This window comes from Colwellia piezophila ATCC BAA-637 (genome assembly GCF_000378625.1).
In the GTDB taxonomy this organism is placed as follows: domain Bacteria; phylum Pseudomonadota; class Gammaproteobacteria; order Enterobacterales; family Alteromonadaceae; genus Colwellia; species Colwellia piezophila.
In genome coordinates this window covers 91,164-108,912 of sequence record NZ_KB905175.1, presented here as the reverse complement: position 1 = coordinate 108,912, position 17,749 = coordinate 91,164, and the positions used below count along the sequence as shown (strand labels likewise).

Below are 17,749 nucleotides of genomic sequence, written 5' to 3'. Positions count from 1 at the left end.
AACATAAAAACAAAGCTGTACATAAAGACAGTGCGCGCTCTATAATCGAAGACATCACACTTATTACGCCATTCAAATACTCTTGAAACTCTATATTGCCGAAAAGCCCAGTTTAGGTCGCGCCATTGCGGCAGCCCTACCTAAGCCACAAAAAAATCATAGAACTCATATTGAACTCGCCAATGGCGATGTGGTGAGTTGGTGTATCGGCCATATTTTAGCGCAAGCAGATCCTGAGGATTATGATCCGACATTAAAAAAATGGCGCATGGAAAGTTTACCGATAGTGCCACAACAATGGCAATTAAAACCTATCACTCGTACTCGCGCACAGCTCACCGTTTTACGTAAACTGGTTAAGCAGGCCACTGAAATTATTCATGCTGGTGACCCGGACCGTGAAGGCCAATTACTGGTTGATGAAGTCATTGATTACTTCAAAATATCGAAGACTAAAAAATCGAAGATTAAGCGTTTGCTGATCAGTGATTTAAACTTACCTGCGGTTAAACGGGCCCTTAATGCACTAAAACCTAATAGTGACTATATGCCATTGTCTATTTCCGCTTTAGCGCGTTCTCGTGCTGATTGGCTGTATGGTATTAACCTCACCCGTGCTTATACTCTACAAGGACAAAAAACTGGTTATAACTCAGTATTATCGGTCGGTCGGGTACAAACCCCTTTATTAGGTTTAGTGGTCAGGCGTGAGCAAGAAATCGCCGCTTTTGTCAGCAAACCTTTTTACCAAGTACAAGCCCATATCGCATTAAACATAAATGAAGCCGAAGCTTTTACCGCAAAATGGCAACCCAGTGATAATTGTCAGCCTTATTGCGATGAAGAAGGCCGAGTGTTAGTGAGAGGCTTAGCGGTAAATGTTGTTAAACGTATTGATAACCAAGCGGCTACCGTCAGTGACCTTGAAAGTAATGAAAAGCAGCAAGCAGCCCCGTTACCTTTTAATTTATCACAATTACAAATTAGCGCGGCCAAGCAATTTTCCATGAACGCGAAACTGGTGCTTGATGTATGCCAAGCCTTGTATGAAAAGCATAAATTGATCACCTACCCGCGCTCAGATTGTCGTTATTTGCCTAAAGAGCAATTAAAGCAAGCCCGAGGTATTGTTAATACACTGGCGCAATCCTCTTTACCTTGTATGAAATCCGCACAAGGGGCCAATACCTCATTAGTGAGTAAGGCCTGGAATGATAAAAAGATCACCGCGCATCATGCCATTATTCCGACCGAGAAATCACCAGAGAATATCAACTTAAATACCTTTGAAAAGAACATTTACTTACTCATTGTTCGCCAGTATTTAGTACAATTTTACCCGGCTTATATCTACCAACAAACCAAAGTTACTCTACTTATCGCCGGCGGATACTTTGTCAGCCAAGCGAAAATAGAAAAGCAACATGGCTGGAAAATACTGTTTGCTAAGAGTAAAAAATCGCAGCAGGCAGAGACGTTAAAAGAAGGCTATGAACAAGAGCAAACACTACCCCCATTAACAAAAGGGCAGTTATTGCATTGCCTACAAGGGGAGTTAATCGAGAAACACACCTCACCGCCACAATCGTTTACTGATGCCACTTTACTGGCCGCCATGACCGGCATCGCCCGTTATGTCAGTGATGCAGCCATTAAAAAAGTCCTTAAGGAAACTGATGGCTTAGGCACAGATGCCACTCGCGCCGGCATTATCGATTTACTCTTTAAACGGGGGTTTTTACAGCGCCACGGCAAAGCTATCACTGCAACAGAGGTGGGTGTCGCGTTAATCAACGCCTTGCCTGAAATGGCGACCTTGCCAGATATGACCGCCCAATGGGAAGCCACCCTCACCGCAATCAGTGAAAAAAATGCCAGCTACCTGAGCTTTATGCAGCCGTTAACAACTACGGTAACAGAAATGGTCTATGGCGCCAGCCAGCAGTCTTTTTCTGGTTTACCCAAAGTTGCCTTTAAACCGAAGCGCGGTAAACGAAAGTTCCAAAAGAAGGCCAGCTAAGAATAGGCTTACTGACCGGAGAGATAAGATAACGTAATGTTAACCAAGGCTATTTTTTAGTGCGCCAAGCAACGCCATATAAATAGGGTCACAAAATTCTGTTACCTCACTCTCGGTAGCCGAAGTAAAACTAGAGCTCCATTCAACCAAGGTACCGGTGGTACTTTCAGACAACTTCACCACGCCAAGATAATTATCTACCGATAATTTCGCCAGTGGCCCAGGTCCATCATCAATAGCATAAGAGAAGGTATAATTATTAGCATCCAATGAGATTAACGTTTCGTGTATCGCATCATTTAAAATTCGTTTTGCCCCTACCTCAGTGCCGCTAGCCTGGCCCACGACGACTAAAGAAGTGATAACCCCTTCTGCCCAAGACATATCGTGAAAGTTAGCCATTTTTTGCCAAACCGTTGCGATTGGCGCGTTAATTTCTATATTTTTGTAACACTTGCCCATGCCTTACTCCGTTGAAAATGCTTTAAATAAGTAAGTTTAAGTTTATGCCATACCGGTAAAATTTCCAGAAAATCGCACAGCTAGATATATTCCTTGGTTCCTAGTGAAAAACTAACTCATAACTAAGCCGAGCTAATACCAATTCCAATAAGTTTCTTCCCCCTCAGCGAGAATTAAAAGGCTTAGAGGTAAGGCATTGATTGCAGAGAATGGTTGTTCAGGAGAATAAGCTCCTGCATTCTCTATTAAGCTACATCCCTGTAGCGTCCTTCTCAAAATCAATAACGCAACTTATAAGCCTTTTAAACTCGCCCTTTGGGAGCTTCCCAACGACTAGATAACCGCACATAATTCCTTTCATATAGAGTGACTATATACAAAAAATTCTATTTGTTCTCAAGTCGCTGGTAAGCTCTGAGTGGGAACTAATTTAATGGACTTGGTATAACCCTTTTCTATCGTCTCCGATTGTAATATCATCAAAAATATTATCAGAAAATAGCCAAGAGAAAAAAATGATTATTTTGCAAAGCGCTATGGAAAAAAGTAACTTATTTAAAATTGATGAATTTGGCGTGAAAAACTATAACTACGGGGCTTTAGGGCTGTTATCTGTTGTTTTATTCGCTGTCATTAATATGAGTTTAGGTTATGTTACTTTTGTCGCAGAAACCAGTGTAGTAGGTTCCCCTGTTAAAAATTATGCTGATGCTTTTTGGCTGATGTTAATGTCTTCAACCACCATAGGCTTTGGTGATGTTTACCCCATTACTTTGGTGGGACGCATTACGGTATTTGTTATGTTTCTTTTAGGTGTTGGCATATTAGGTGGCGTAGGTGCTGTCTTTGCTAATAAAATTTTTGGCTTTGCTGACACCAATATCAAAAACCGAGAGTTGAGAAAACAGAACGAAGAAATTTTGCAACAAAATGAAAAAATTTATCAGAAACTCACCACCTTAGAAGACAAGTTAGAAGCGTTCAATAAAGAGATAAAGTAACCTATGGAACTTGATGCGAGGCAAACGTTAGTATTAGCGGTGTTAGTACTGTTCTTAGGCCGTTTCTTAAATAAAAAAATCAACTTCTTACAAAAGTATAATATTCCCGAGCCTGTCACCGGCGGCATTATCGCTTCGCTATTTTTTAGTGCTATTTACTTTATTTTTGACCGAAGTGTCGATTTCTCTTTAGGACAACGTGATCAATTACTGATTGTCTTTTTCACCTGTGTTGGCTTATCAGCCAAGTTCTCTACTTTACTGCAAGGAGGTAAGGCACTTATAACCTTACTAATACTTGCTGTTGGTTACTTGTTCTTGCAAAACTTTACCGGTGTTGCCGTCACACTCGTTACCGACTTAGCTCCCCCCGTTGGTGTACTGGGCAGTTCAGTTTCGCTTAGTGGTGGTCACGGCACTGCTATTGCTTGGGCGCCAACCTTCGTCAGTGATTTTGGCATTGATAACGCCATGGAAATTGGTATTGCCTGTGCCACCTTTGGTTTGGTCTTGGGTGGGCTTTGTGGCGGCCCCATAGCCAACTATTTAATTAAGCGCCATAACCTGAGCTCCAATTGCCAGGAAAACCTGTCTGTCGGTGTCAATGATGAACAAGAAAAAATCACCGTGCATAGTATTTATACGGTGTTATTGGTGTTATGTATTGCCATTGGCATAGGTATAAACCTACACCAAGTGATTGATAGTTTTGGTATCAAGCTGCCTATATTTGTACCTTGCCTATTTGGCGGGATTATTCTAACCAATACGGTACCTCTGGTATGGAAGCAGTTACCTTGGCCGTCGGGCACACCATCGTTGGCCTTAATCTCTGATTTTTGCTTAGGATTATTTCTAGCAATGTCTTTGATGAGTTTGCAACTATGGACGCTAATCGACCTGGCCATGCCAATTTTATTACTGCTCGCCGCGCAAGTGATTATGGTTTTATTCTTTACTATTTTTGTAGTATTTAGAGCACTAGGAAAAAACTACGATGCCGCTATCATGGCATCTGGTTATGCCGGTTTAGCACTGGGCGCCACACCAACGGCCATTGCCAATATGACGGCGGTAACCAAAAAATATGGCGCGTCACCGCAGGCATTTATCGTGGTACCGCTTATTGGTGCTTTCTTTATTGATATTTCCAATGCCTTTATCATCCAATTATTTCTTGGTTGGCTGAGCTGATAAGCCACCAGATTAAGTTGCAGGACTAAGAGTTGACACTATGATGAAAAAAAATTACCAAGCGATAAGCTTTATTTTATTAAGCTGTTTTCTTTCAGGCTGTGTAAATTACAGTCGCGATGCTGGGGTAGAAAACCTTTGGCGTCAACCACAGACATTTAACAATGGCACGACCACTAGCCAGCAAGTGTTAGCCGCATTAGGGCCGCCTTCTCAGGTGTTAGCTGTTGGCAAGCAAACTTTATATTACTACCTGAAAGAACAGGTAACCCGAGAAGGCTTAATTCTACTTATATATAACGAAACCACTGAAATATCCGTGTTCGATCGCGCTATGTTCATCTTTAATGAACAAGGTATTTTAGTCGATTACTCCTATAGTAAATTGGCTGATAAGCCCGAGTAGTAACCATGCTAAGACAACGCAAGCTACTGAGAATCATTAGTTTATTTTTCCTGGTATTACTTACCTCATGCTCTATGGTAAAACGCCAATATGGATATGTTGCAACCGTACCGGCCTTCTCACCCAAAAATTACCATGATGTATTAACTCAAATGGGCGCACCTGACTCCATCGCAGTGCTCAACGACGCCTTTATCTTTGCCTATCATAGTGTCACCATCGATGAACCTCAATTAGGGCTGGCGATCCCTTCGTTCGATTTTTTTAAATTTACCTTGGGCTCGGCCACCGCAACCCATAACTATCATTTTTATGCTTTTTCGCTGCAAGGAGATACCATAAATTTACAACAAAACCATTGGCAAAATACCTTAGGAGATAGCTCCAGCATTGGTTTAATTTTTGTGGTTGAAGAAACGGTTGATTTAGCCAGTTTTGAAACGAAACGGGCTGCTAATGTTTGGGGCGAACGTTTGTTACTTGATATAAACCTCATCGAAATTTCTTTTGAAGAGATTGTCTTAGGCAAACGATTAGATTTAATTGGCCAAGATTACTGAACCACAAATAACGTGATAATATCAATCAAAAAAGGAATAATAGTCTAGGATGACTGCTAAAAAAATTGTATCGATCGCCATCGCCTGTACCCTAATAGTGGTTATCACAGCTTTTCTGAATAAAGTGACTTCTCAGATAACACCCAAGATATCGGCTAGCCCCTCAGCCAACCCCATAATTCCTGGTAAGGTCTCTGAATCTAGCTTAACTCACCAAAAAAACATTCAGGTCAAAACATCAACGCTAGATAAATTCTCGGTACGAATTAAGCATGAAGATGACAGTTACATCGTTCCGTGTAATAGAGAGTATTATGACAATATATATGATGATGACTTTTATGAAAAACTGACAGATTTCCATGACTATTTAGCAAAATCTAACGCCGCTGAAGATAAACTCGCTTATGTCTTATTTTCTGCCTATACCCAGCAAACTCCACAACTAGATTTATTGCAGAATTACTTGCAAGAATACCCAGATAATCAACTAGCGTTAATGGACTTAATAGGAGAGTGTTCAAAAAACCTACAACATAATACGTGTAGCCAAGTGCAATTTGACCGATTAAGCAAAGTAGATAGTAATAATGCCGCATTATGGCTACAAATAGCTAACTTTCATGCTGCTAACGGAGATAAGCAAGCAACCCTAAACGCGATACAAAAGGCAAATAAAGCAACTCAATTTAATGACTATTACTATCACTACCTTTCATTGTTTATGCAAGTTTCTAAAGGTGCTATTGATATTAACGATAAGCAACGACTGATTACAGGTATCGGCATTCAAGCAGCAAGATCAATATGGATTAGTGATCTATCTAACTTCTGCACCTCGGTTGATAATTTAGCTAACGATAAAAATCACGCCTGTTTAACGCTCGGTCAACTTATGGAAGAAGAAGGGAAACACTTAGTAGTCAATTTAATTGGTATGGGTATCCAATCCAAAATATATCAAGCTGAGAATAATGATGAATTACTCAAACAACTATCTACGAGGAAAGAAACACTTTGGAACCCAAGAGTAAGCCAGCTAAATTTTGATGCATCAAACCTTATGATTGCTGATGAGAAGCTATTTCAATATTGGCTCAGCAATGCGTTAATTTATGGTGAAGTGAAAGCGGCTAACATGCTGATAAAAGAAGCCATTTTATTATCAAAAAATCCCGATTATAACCCTTGTGCAAACGAGTAACATAACGTGAGTACAATCGACAAAACTCAAGCCTATTGCTAGCAGCAAGCACACAACTCATCTTTTACTATACTCCAGCACCCATCTGATGTATAACAGCGCAATGAAAATTCCAAAGCGACTATTGCCTCTCGTAGAAGAAGGCTTAATTGATGAAGTGCTCAACCAACTAATGAGCGGTAAAGAAGCCACAGTGTACCGAGTACGTTGTGGTGATGAAATTCGCTGCGCGAAGGTTTATAAAGAAGCCACTAAACGTAGCTTTAAAAAAGCATCACAGTATACAGAAGGCAGAAAGGGCCGAAGTAGTCGACGTGCTAGAGCCATGGAAAAAGGCTCTAAGTATGGTAAGAGCCAGCAAGAAGAAGCTTGGCAAAATGCTGAGGTTGAGGCTTTATATACCCTTGCCGAGCATGATGTTCGTGTGCCGCAAGCCTATGGCTGCTTTGACGGCGTATTGTTGATGGAACTTATCACCGATGATGAAGGTAATGTAGCCCCACGTCTTAACGATATTGTCATGCCAAAAGAGCAAGCCATTGAAGATCACGCGTTAATGATGATTTATATCATGCGTATGTTATGTGCTGGCATAGTACATGGTGATTTATCTGAATTTAATGTCTTAGTTGACGCTTATGGCCCTGTTGTTATCGATTTGCCTCAGGCTGTTGATGCCTCGGCTAACAATAATGCTAAAGCGATGCTGCTTCGCGATGTTAACAATATCACTAGTTATTATGCTCAATTCGCCCCTAACTTAGCCTTAACCAAGTTCGGTGAAGAGATGTGGGCATTGTATGAAGCCGGTGAGTTAACTGACACCACTAAATTAACGGGCCAGTTTGCAGAAGACACCCAAAGTGCTGATGTAGAAACTATCTTAGCAGAAATACAAGCCGCGTTTGAGCAAGAGCAAGACCGCCTAGCCTACCTTAAAGAAGCTGCTGAGCAAGACTAGTTCGCACACAAGATAAGACTTTACTTTACCATTGAAAAGGGCAGATTAACCTAGGTTAATCTGCCCTTTTTCGTTCTAACTATTAAAGATGACTATTGCTTAGTATATTTTTCTAACCATTTGAATACTTCATCGTACCAAACCACTAAGTTATCAGGCTTGCGAATATGATGGTCTTCATCTGGGAACATCACTAAACGGCTATCAATGCCTTTGCGCTGTAAGGTAGTAAAGGCACCTAAACTTTGTGCGTACGGCACGCGGTAATCTAACTCACCTTGAATCACTAACATAGGTGTTTGCCAGTTATTCACGTAAGCAGCAGGATTAAATTTTGAATAATCAGGACTTACCTTACCTTTATCACTACCCGTTTCTTTACCCCAAGAAGGACCGCCCATATCGTACTCTGGGAACCATAATTCTTCAGTAGTCTGATAGAAACTTGGCATATCATATAGACCTGCGTGATTGATTAAGCACTTAAAACCCGTTGGCCAGTTACCAGCAATCCAGTTCATCATGTAACCGCCGTAAGAGGCGCCTAATGCACAGGCATTATCGCCATCTAACCAAGGTTGGTCTTTAACAATAAAGTCTAAACCTTTTTGTAAGTCTTCTAACGGCTTACCACCCCAGTCACGACTAATTGAGTGAGTAAATTCTTGTCCGTAACCAGTAGAGCCGTGGAAATCGACCATCACTACACCATAACCTTGGGCTGCCCATAATTGCGCATTCCAACGGTAATGGAACATGTTGCCAAAACTGCCTTGTGGACCACCATGTACTAAAAAGGCAATCGGGTATTGTTTGCCTTTTTCATAGTTAGCAGGCTTTAACCAGTAACCATGTACAGTTTCATCATTCCAACCTTTAAAGTTAAATTGCTTATAGTCTGCAAATTTTACCTTCGCTAATTTGTCTTTATTAATACTCGTTAGTTGCTTTAACTGGTCACCGTGATCATCAATAGAGAAAACATCTTTGGGTGAGTTTAAGGTATGACGAGTAAAGTAAATTTTGCTGCCATGGCTAGTTACATCACCATTACTGCCAACATTATATATACGTCTTACTTCATCAAACTCAGGAGTAATTGAGAAGATGCTTTTTTGGCCAACATCTTGAGCAACAACATACAAAGACTTGTTATCTGGTGCGAAAGCTAAGCTGCTAATTGAGCGATCCCAATCTTGCGCTACAGCACGCGTTTTCCCCGTTCTGCTATCACGTAACTGCAAAGTAAACTTATCCGCTTCATAACCGGGTGTTTTCATGGCTTTATACGCTAAGAAACGACCATTTGAAGAATAAACTGGGCTAGCATCCCAGGCTTTATTATCTTCAGTGATATTTTTTAAGTTAAAAGCCGATTGACCCGCTGATAAGGCGACTTCAAAGATATCAAAGTTAGTGGTCCAAGCATGATCTCTCGCCGCCGCTTTACTTGAGGAATCTTTTGCTGCAAAGGCTATAGATGTGCCTTTAGGATGAAGGGTAACTTGGCTGATGCCAGCAAAATCACTTGACCAGTTTGGCATAATATCTTGGGCATTTTTTAGTTGTCCGTCTTTATCGACATGACCAACAAATAAGTGCTCTTTATACTCAGTGGTCCAAGTATCCCAGTGGCGCACCATTAATTCATCATAGGCGCGGATATTATACTTCTTCTCTTTATCAACTTTTTTAGCGTCAACGGTACAAGCTAAGCTGTGACAACCCGGCTTGACGGTAAATGACAAGGCAAATACTTGGCCATTTTTAGACAACTTGAAACCATTAACCCCTAGTTCAAAATCAGAGATTTGTTTAGCTTTGTTGCCGTTTACACTTTTTTGCCAAATTTGGCTACTACCACTGCGGGCAGAGAGAAAGTACACCGATTGAGCATCATCTGCCCAAACCACATTGCTCTCACTTTTTTCATTGTCGGTAAACTGGCTGACTTTACCGGTTTTAATATCTTGTTGATAAAGGTTATTGTCTTGGCCTTTTTTAAGGCCATAAATTAAAGTATCTCCTTTTGGCGAGACACTAACATCATGCAATTGATGTAATTGGTTCAATTTTTCAACGGTAAATATTTCGTTAGACGTATGCGCATTGACGCTTACCGACATTGATAACGATACGGATACGGTAAGCGACATTGCCGCAAGGGTAAATAATTTTTTCATTTATAATCTCATGTAAAACAGACTAGATTTTGAGTGCAGCAAGAATATACAATCTACAAGTTATATGCAATATAGCGGGCGTAGGTGATAGGAGAAACCTTGTAAACTAAAGGCACCAGTGTGTGACGCCAGTTAACTTTACAAAACTTTACTCATGCTTTACGCCAGCTTACATAATTTATTGCACACTTAGGTTAGGAAGAATAATGTTAAATAACCTCACCTCTGGTTAATGAATGTTTGATACTTGCAAAGTAACTATTAATATCAATTGGTGGCAATGCCAATAAAAAATATTGGTCTATTTATATCACTCAATATTGATAGTTTGGTGTATATCAAGGCGGTTCTGCTACCAATAGCTGGCTATTGGTAGCAGAACTAACGAAGATAGGCGCTAAAATAACTTATTGAGTAACTTTACTTATCCATAGTTGCGGTTAAATAGTCAGCTGATAAAAAAGTACCCTTCTTTGTATTATCAGATCACATTTTATCTATGAGGTTGCCCTTGTTATGTCAAAAAAAGCACCACTATTTATATCAATAATTACGCTATTAGCTATTACTTTATCAAGTATTTCGGGTTGTGGTGGCAGCGCCACAGAAGAGGCCGTAATTGTCGATACTGATCCTGCTGATGGCTCTTCAAATGGCACTGTAACCGAGCAGCCAACTGACGATGACAATGCATTATTACAGCCCAACATCTTATTTATAATCTCTGATGATCAAGGCTTAGATGCTTCTGCTCAATATGATTTAAGTGAAGATGTACCACAAACCCCCACTTTAAATAGATTGGCGCAGCAAGGACTTACTTTTGAAAATATGTGGGTAACACCAGCCTGTTCAACAACCCGAAGTACCATTATTACCGGAAAATATGGCATAAATAGTGGCATAGAATCAGTGCCCGCTACACTCTCCTTAGAACATGAAATCTTGCAGCAGTATTTACAACGTAACCCTGCATCTAAAAATTATCAATCGGCGGTTTTTGGTAAATGGCATATAGGCGGTGGCGATACAAATACTACCCATCCAAATGATGTCGGCGTTGATTATTATGCCGGTAATTTAGGTAACTTATCTGACTATTACGATTGGTCATTAACCATTAACGGTGTCGTAGAAAATTCGACCGAATACCACTCAACTAAAATTACCGACTTGGCTATCAGTTGGGTAAATGAACAAAGACAGCCGTGGTTTGCTTGGCTTGCTTATTCGGCCCCACATGCACCTTTTCATTTGCCCCCGGAGTCTTTACACAATAGAAACTTATCCGGCGATGCTAGTGATATCAATAACAATAAACGTGAATATTACCTCGCTGCTATTGAAGCGATGGATACAGAAATAGGACGCTTGCTCGACTCTTTAGACGAAGAGGTTAGAAATAATACCCTTGTTATTTTTATCGGTGATAATGGCACGCCTAGCAGTGTCATAGATAAAACGATATACAGTAAATCACATGCTAAAGGCAGCTTATACCAAGGCGGCGTAGCCACACCGTTTATTGTTTCAGGCCAAGGGGTAACTCGACTCAACGAAAGAGAGTCGGCCTTGGTAACCGCAACCGATTTATATGCCACTATTGCTGAAGTTGCTGGAATTTATGAAACTAAAGTTCATGATAGTCAAAGTTTTAAGTCGTTATTTACTGATGGCACCCTGCCAGGTAAAGATTATATCTACACCGCGTATAAATCAGATAAAGTCACCGGGTGGACGACAAGATCAGACGATTATAAATTAATTGAATTTGCAGACGGCAATCAAGAGCTTTATTCATTGTCAGACAGCTTTGCTGAAACGAGTGATTTTTCCGAAAATAATAACTTACTACCAAGTAATGATGCCGATTTACTGACACAAGTACGAAATTTATCTGCGGTTGCCGCACTGATATATAACGATGAAACCGTAAACCCCATTGATATAACTAATGTAACGCTCTTTAACCACAGTCAAAACTGTGTCGATTACATTGAACAATTTACCTCAACGGTGAGTGATATAAGCAATGCTACTGTTTTTCATGGTGACCTTGTTATCTCACAAGTTGGCGACAAATGTGTCTTTAAAACCAATGCTATCCCTAATCATGATTTCAATGATGGTGGCAGCGCTTTTCCTAATGATGTCAGTGAACAAAATGACCAATTTGAAATTACCGTTAATCCAATTAAGGCCAATAGTAAAACGGCTATTTCATTACTGGTAGATAATGCAATATTACTTAATGGCGTTAAAGTCGACTTGCTCGCTGCAGGATGTTACGGGGTAGGTAATGGAAAAATTGGTTGTAATGATATTGAACAACCTTGGCGATATGATCCTATGCATGCTGTTAATGGTTTTGCTGTTGACTCCCACAATGCTCATGCTCAACCTAATGGCACGTATCACTATCATGGTTCACCTATGGCATTATTTGCCGATGATGATAGCCAAGCATCACCCGTTATAGGATTTTCTGCAGATGGGTTTCCCATTGTAGGTTCCTATTTTGATGATCAAGGGGAGATTCGTAAGGTGAGGTCAAGTTACCGCTTGAAATTGGGCAGTCGACCAAGTGGCGCCGGCGATCCTGGCGGAAATTATGACGGCACCTACCGAGATGATTATGAATATGTTGAAGGCTTAGGTGATTTGGATGAATGTAATGGCATGACAGTAAATGAGGGCTATGCCTATTATGTAACGGCTAACTATCCTTACGTATTAGCTTGCTTTTCTGGTACGCCAGATAACAGCTTTAATAAATAACCTGAGTTCTGGATAAGCAATATTACACAACAAAGCTATTTTAACCGCTATCAGCGTTATTTCTCCTACCAATAGCCAGCTATTGGGTACATAAAAATGCCTTGATAACGACTAAACTAACATCATTGTGTATAACGTGTAATTTACTATTTAAATTTCATGATGTTATAACATTCATTAACCAGAGTTCAGGTTAAATAAGCTCATGATTTAAGACGTTGAATAGTGATTACTGAAACAATAGGGTTTAGCCCATAAAAAACGCCAGCTTGAAATTCAAGCTGGCGTTTATAAATGCTACAGACAGAAAAAGTAAGCGTTATTTAGCTGCTTGTTTAGCCTTTTTATCGGCTTTGCCTTGACGGCGCTCTTCAATAATAGCTTGAATGTCGCCACCGATATGGCTTTCACCACGTTCTTCAGCTAAACAAATTTGACGTTGACGTTCAGCATAACGATTTCGCTGTGCTTCAGTTACCTTGTCGTGACAACGGTGACAACTTACGCCCTTAACATAATGCTGACTTTCCTTTTCAGCTTCAGTTAACGGGAAGCGACAAGCAAAACATTGGTCATACTGACCTTGCTCTAATTCATGATTAACAGCAACACGGCCATCAAAAACAAAACACTCGCCTTGCCACATGGTCTCGTTACTAGGAACTTCTTCAAGATACTTTAAAATGCCACCTTCGAGATGATAAACCGCTTCAAAGCCTTGCTCTTTTAAGTAAGCAGTAGATTTTTCACAACGAATGCCACCAGTACAGTACATGGCCACTTTCTTGTGCTTATTTTTATCTAGGTTTTTTTCGACAAATTCGGGGAATTCACGGAATGTTTCGGTGTTCGGATTAATAGCATTTTTAAAGGTGCCAATCTCGACTTCGTAATCATTACGGGTATCAACTAAGAGGACATCGGGATCAGAAATTAATGCATTCCAATCTTTTGGTTTTACGTAAGTGCCAACAACTTGGTTAGGGTCAATGCCTTCAATGCCCATAGTAACAATTTCTTTTTTCAATTTCACTTTAGTGCGGTGAAATGGATTTTCTTGCGCGTAAGATTCTTTATGAGAAATGTTATCTAAACCTGGCTGTTCACCAAGGAAAGTCAATACGGTATCAATACCCGCTTGAGGACCGGCAATCGTACCGTTGATACCTTCTGCGGCTAATAACAGAGTACCTTTGACTTCAACGCTGGCCATTTTATTTGATAAGGGTTCACGTAAGGCTTCAAAAGCATCTAAACGCACGAACTTATAAAGCGCACAAATAGTAATAGCATTGCTTGAATCTGCTGACATTTTTGCAGATATACCTGTGGTAAGTGTTGATAATTTTTTTTCTGATGAACTCATAGAGTCTCCATTGAACTAGCTGGAACGTAAATCCAGTGCTGTAGATTAAATTTTTTAAATCAATAATAAACGTAACTTTTGTTATCTAAGTCACGTTTTTAGGGACGCGCATTCTAGCAGAATTATTTGACAATGAACATAGCCCACTAATTGAGCGGGTGTATTTGTCCACGGCTGGCGCATTATAACTCTATTGTCTACATGGTTTACGGTAGTTTATAGTTAGGGGGAGCTCTATAGCCACCTTTAGTTCAGCATTACCAATATCTTCGTGACTGCAATACTTTCAAATAAGGTAATTGAGTAGCAAACCAGCCAAAAATCGCCGAATCTGCGTGGTAAAACCCTGAAATGATTGAGAGTGCGCAGGTGTTTTCATCAGGACGCTGCAAGGATGCAGCTTATAAGACAATGCAGGACGCATATTGTCCTGATGATGAAAAAGCGGCGTTGGACAGGGACGTTCATTAACGCGGCACCTCGAAGTACTTGATTGAATGAAAGGTTAGGTTTTACTCGTAGCGCCGGGAGAGTCCAGAGAGGGCTCGGCGATAGCCCTCTCTGGGTGTAGTCGCCACCGCGACGCGAAAGAAGTTAAGAATACAGCTAGTTTTTAAAGACTATATTACATCAAGCAATACATGATAAGGAGTAAAAATGCGCTTACCGTGTGTGTTTGCCAGCTTATTAATTATTAATGGGTAAAATAATGCTGGCTACCGCACCTTGACAATCATCTCGATTAGTTAAGGTCAAACTACCGCCATGGTTAACAATAATTTGTCGGCTAAACACTAAACCTATGCCGCAGCCATCAGCTTTGGTGGTATAGAAAGGCACAAATATATTCTCACTGTTATTGATACCGGTTCCTTGATCACAGAGTTTAATCTCAACAATGTCATGCTTTTGCTGCCACTCAATAGTAATAATGCCATTACTGTTATTCAGCATGGCTTGTTGTGCATTTTTGATTAAGTTAACAAGGACTTGCTGCAATTGCTTTTCATCAACATAAATAACTAAAGACTGACCAGACAGAGAGATATTGTAACCATCAAAAAGTAATAACATCGACTTCATTAAGCTGGCTAAATCAACTAGGCATCTATCTGGTTTGGGCAAACAGCTAAACTCTTGATAGCGTAATAAGAACTCATTAAGGGATTGTGCTCGCTCAGCGATAACCGCTAATCCCTCTTCTAAATCCTCAAAGAGCTCAGTGTTGTTTACTGAGGTATTGATTGCTGTACTGTTGTTCTCTGTTGCTGTTTGCTCTATGATCACTTTTTTCTGAATGCCGATCAAACGTATTAGGGTGTCGCTTAACGAAGCTATGGGCGTTAACGAGTTATTAATTTCATGACTCAATACCCGTAATAATTTTTGCCAAGCTTGCCGTTCTTCTTCATGTAATAACTTTTGAATATCGGTAATGAAGATGAGCTTTTTTCGCTCGCCTTGCTCTAGGTACTCATCGGTATGAATAAAAACTTTTTTCTTATGCGCTTTAACCTCAAACTCGGTGACTTGACGGCTTTCGTGCGTTAATACGTCTTGTAAACCTAAGGTGCTAATAGGCCAACCAGCAACTTCATCAAAACGGTAAGAAAAAAGTTTTTCGGCTGCTGGATTCATTAATATGATATTACTATTTTGGTTCACAGCAATAATGGCAACATCTATTTGCTGGGTAACTTTATCTAATAATATTTGCCTTTCCCTACTGATCAGCTGCTGCTCAGCTAGCGCTAACGACAAGCCATTAAAGACCTGATTAAATTCTTTTAACGCGCCTTCACTTTCTAGGTGATTTGCTCTGATAGCATGATCGCCTGCTTGCATCGCGGTAATTAAATTGGCAGAGGTTCTAAATTGAACAATAACTTTTTGCCGAATGAGAAATGCACCATAAAAAACCGTCACTAAAAGTAAAAAAAACAGCATTATTTTTAAATATATCGATAACTCATGGCTATACAAGGTATAAAATAACAACGTCGTTGGTAATAGCCCAATAAATAAAGCGATATGTAATAGCTGGTTTTCAAATGAGGTTTTAACTCTGCCTTGTTGAATTTTCATCTGATACTTTTCATCCGATAAGACCGCCAATAATTCATAGCTTATGCTTTTCTAGACGACGATAATAAGAACTTCGGCTTAAGCCTAAAGATTCTGCGGTTTCATGTCCGTTATCATTAAAACGTGCCAGTCTATCCACTATAATTTGCCTTTCTATCACCTCTAGTGTGTCCTTGTTACAATCAAAAACACGGCTATCAATACCGACAACATCTCCTGTCGATTGTTGTCTCGAAAGTCCAAGATCTTCAGGGCTGATTAATTTATTCTGACTAAGAAAAATTGCCCGCTCTATCATATGGCTCAATTCTCGAATATTGCCTGGCCACTGATAAATCTCTAGTGCATCACAAGATTCCTGACAAAGTTGAGGCGCTTCTAGGGCGTACTTTTTGGCAAACTGTTTTAAGAAATACTGCGCTAATGGTAATATATCTGCAACACGATCTCGTAGTGGTGGGATATGAATTTCAATAGTGTTGATACGATAGAGTAAGTCTTGTCTAAACTTACCTTGTTCGATGAGATCGCCTAATAAGGCATTAGTTGCAGAGACTAAACGCACATCTACTCGTTGGGTTTTAGCACTACCGACTTTTTCAAATTGCTTTTCTTCCAACACCCTGAGCAATTTAGCTTGTTGAGATAAAGGAATATTGGCAATTTCGTCTAGAAAAATTGTACCACCTTCAGCCAGTTCAAAACGACCGATACGGGTTTCTTTTGCATCGGTAAAAGCACCTTTTACATGACCAAACATTTCACTTTCAAATAAGTTATCCGTTATAGCCCCCATATTGACTGCGATTAAACTATGTTGATGACGCTGAGAACATTGATGCAAGTAGCCTGCAAACATACTTTTTCCGGTACCATTTTCACCGGTAAATAGAATATTCATATCACTTTTCGCCAGTTTGGCTAATTGACTAAGCAGCTGTTTCATCACAGCAGATTGGGCCACTATATTTTGGCAATCTGTGCTGCTTTGTGATTTAAGTAAAGCATTCTCTTGTGCTAACTTCTGCCCTGCTTTTGCTATTTGTTGAATATGGCATTGTGCTTGTAAAATACTTAATAGCCGCTCATTTTTCCACGGTTTTTGCACAAAATCTGCAGCACCTTGTTTCATTGCTTCCACAGCAATATCAACACTGCTGTAACCTGTCATTACAACAATAGGCATATGTTCATCAAGCGAGCGCATTTTCGCGACTAGTGCCAAGCCCTCTTTACCGGATGTGGTGTCATCTTGATAATTTAGATCAATTAACGCCACTGAGAAGCTACGCCTTGCCAGTACCGTTAACAACTCCGCCGGTGAACTAACCGCGACAACTTGGTAATTCTGCGACTTTAATAACAGTTTTAACGTGGTAAGAATACGCGGGTCATCATCGGCAATCAGAATTGAAGGCGTACTTGTAGGAGGTGTTGATGGAATAGCTGACGTCATAGTATCCATTTCTGTAGCGTGAGGTAATAGGTTTTTAGGTCTTACTTTTCGAAATATTAGTTTTCAAAGTGAG

At 40.2% G+C, this 17,749-nt stretch carries 13 protein-coding genes; 8 read left to right on the top strand and 5 right to left on the bottom strand.

From position 1 onward, the window contains the following. Positions 1 to 82: 82 nt before the first annotated feature. A complete protein-coding gene (locus tag F580_RS0121330; RefSeq protein ID WP_019029803.1) occupies positions 83 to 2,020 on the top strand; it encodes a DNA topoisomerase III in 1,938 nt (645 codons plus the stop codon). Positions 2,021 to 2,059: 39 nt separating this feature from the next. Here the strand turns inward: F580_RS0121330 and F580_RS0121325 are convergent, their stop codons facing one another. Continuing rightward, entirely contained in the window at positions 2,060 to 2,482 is a 423-nt protein-coding gene (locus tag F580_RS0121325) for an SRPBCC family protein (RefSeq protein ID WP_019029802.1), read from the bottom strand. A 515-nt stretch (positions 2,483 to 2,997) separates the two neighbouring features. Between F580_RS0121325 and F580_RS0121320 the strand changes: the two genes are divergently transcribed. From F580_RS0121320 to F580_RS0121295, 6 genes are all read left to right on the top strand, one after another. After that, positions 2,998 to 3,483 carry a potassium channel family protein gene (locus F580_RS0121320; protein WP_019029801.1) on the top strand — a complete coding sequence of 162 codons (486 nt, stop codon included), beginning with the start codon at positions 2,998 to 3,000 and terminating at the stop codon, positions 3,481 to 3,483. A gap of 3 nt (positions 3,484 to 3,486) precedes the next feature. Beyond that, positions 3,487 to 4,677, top strand: coding sequence for a sodium/glutamate symporter (gene gltS, locus F580_RS0121315; protein ID WP_019029800.1), 1,191 nt, complete (start codon positions 3,487 to 3,489; stop codon positions 4,675 to 4,677). Between the two features lie 40 nt (positions 4,678 to 4,717). Then, positions 4,718 to 5,083, top strand: a complete 366-nt coding sequence (locus tag F580_RS0121310) for a hypothetical protein (protein ID WP_019029799.1) — start codon at positions 4,718 to 4,720, stop codon at positions 5,081 to 5,083. Positions 5,084 to 5,088: 5 nt separating this feature from the next. Next, the gene (locus tag F580_RS0121305; protein ID WP_157443206.1) at positions 5,089 to 5,643 is read left to right on the top strand and encodes a hypothetical protein; all 555 of its coding nucleotides are present in this window, start codon (positions 5,089 to 5,091) and stop codon (positions 5,641 to 5,643) included. Between the two features lie 49 nt (positions 5,644 to 5,692). After that, the gene (locus tag F580_RS0121300; protein WP_019029797.1) at positions 5,693 to 6,847 is read left to right on the top strand and encodes a hypothetical protein; all 1,155 of its coding nucleotides are present in this window, start codon (positions 5,693 to 5,695) and stop codon (positions 6,845 to 6,847) included. A gap of 103 nt (positions 6,848 to 6,950) precedes the next feature. Continuing rightward, entirely contained in the window at positions 6,951 to 7,808 is an 858-nt protein-coding gene (locus F580_RS0121295) for a PA4780 family RIO1-like protein kinase (RefSeq protein ID WP_040357820.1), read from the top strand. 92 nt (positions 7,809 to 7,900) lie between these two features. Here F580_RS0121295 and F580_RS0121290 read toward each other — a convergent pair whose 3' ends face one another. Further along, a complete protein-coding gene (locus tag F580_RS0121290; RefSeq protein ID WP_019029795.1) occupies positions 7,901 to 9,991 on the bottom strand; it encodes a S9 family peptidase in 2,091 nt (696 codons plus the stop codon). A gap of 516 nt (positions 9,992 to 10,507) precedes the next feature. On the opposite strand from F580_RS0121290, the gene F580_RS0121285 reads away from it, so the two are divergent. Then, the gene (locus F580_RS0121285) at positions 10,508 to 12,769 is read left to right on the top strand and encodes a YHYH protein (protein ID WP_019029794.1); all 2,262 of its coding nucleotides are present in this window, start codon (positions 10,508 to 10,510) and stop codon (positions 12,767 to 12,769) included. A 319-nt stretch (positions 12,770 to 13,088) separates the two neighbouring features. Here the strand turns inward: F580_RS0121285 and trhO are convergent, their stop codons facing one another. The 3 genes from trhO to F580_RS0121270 all read right to left on the bottom strand — a co-directional run bounded on the left by trhO (position 13,089) and on the right by F580_RS0121270 (position 17,685). Beyond that, complete coding sequence (gene trhO / locus F580_RS0121280) at positions 13,089 to 14,081, bottom strand: oxygen-dependent tRNA uridine(34) hydroxylase TrhO (protein WP_026301588.1); 993 nt, start codon at positions 14,079 to 14,081, stop codon at positions 13,089 to 13,091. 741 nt (positions 14,082 to 14,822) lie between these two features. Beyond that, complete coding sequence (locus F580_RS0121275) at positions 14,823 to 16,220, bottom strand: sensor histidine kinase (RefSeq protein ID WP_019029792.1); 1,398 nt, start codon at positions 16,218 to 16,220, stop codon at positions 14,823 to 14,825. A gap of 34 nt (positions 16,221 to 16,254) precedes the next feature. Next, complete coding sequence (locus F580_RS0121270; protein ID WP_019029791.1) at positions 16,255 to 17,685, bottom strand: sigma-54-dependent transcriptional regulator; 1,431 nt, start codon at positions 17,683 to 17,685, stop codon at positions 16,255 to 16,257. Positions 17,686 to 17,749: the final 64 nt, after the last annotated feature.

What these genes read in the sequence shown, in the direction of transcription:
- F580_RS0121325 (WP_019029802.1), bottom strand. Translation starts at nt 2,482, where the DNA reads ATGGGCAAGTGTTACAAAAATATAGAAATTAACGCGCCAATCGCAACG.
- F580_RS0121320 (WP_019029801.1), top strand. Translation starts at nt 2,998, where the DNA reads ATGATTATTTTGCAAAGCGCTATGGAAAAAAGTAACTTATTTAAAATT.
- gltS (WP_019029800.1), top strand. Translation starts at nt 3,487, where the DNA reads ATGGAACTTGATGCGAGGCAAACGTTAGTATTAGCGGTGTTAGTACTG.
- F580_RS0121310 (WP_019029799.1), top strand. Translation starts at nt 4,718, where the DNA reads ATGATGAAAAAAAATTACCAAGCGATAAGCTTTATTTTATTAAGCTGT.
- F580_RS0121305 (WP_157443206.1), top strand. Translation starts at nt 5,089, where the DNA reads ATGCTAAGACAACGCAAGCTACTGAGAATCATTAGTTTATTTTTCCTG.
- F580_RS0121300 (WP_019029797.1), top strand. Translation starts at nt 5,693, where the DNA reads ATGACTGCTAAAAAAATTGTATCGATCGCCATCGCCTGTACCCTAATA.
- F580_RS0121295 (WP_040357820.1), top strand. Translation starts at nt 6,951, where the DNA reads ATGAAAATTCCAAAGCGACTATTGCCTCTCGTAGAAGAAGGCTTAATT.
- F580_RS0121290 (WP_019029795.1), bottom strand. Translation starts at nt 9,991, where the DNA reads ATGAAAAAATTATTTACCCTTGCGGCAATGTCGCTTACCGTATCCGTA.
- F580_RS0121285 (WP_019029794.1), top strand. Translation starts at nt 10,508, where the DNA reads ATGTCAAAAAAAGCACCACTATTTATATCAATAATTACGCTATTAGCT.
- trhO (WP_026301588.1), bottom strand. Translation starts at nt 14,081, where the DNA reads ATGTCAGCAGATTCAAGCAATGCTATTACTATTTGTGCGCTTTATAAG.
- F580_RS0121275 (WP_019029792.1), bottom strand. Translation starts at nt 16,220, where the DNA reads ATGAAAATTCAACAAGGCAGAGTTAAAACCTCATTTGAAAACCAGCTA.
- F580_RS0121270 (WP_019029791.1), bottom strand. Translation starts at nt 17,685, where the DNA reads ATGGATACTATGACGTCAGCTATTCCATCAACACCTCCTACAAGTACG.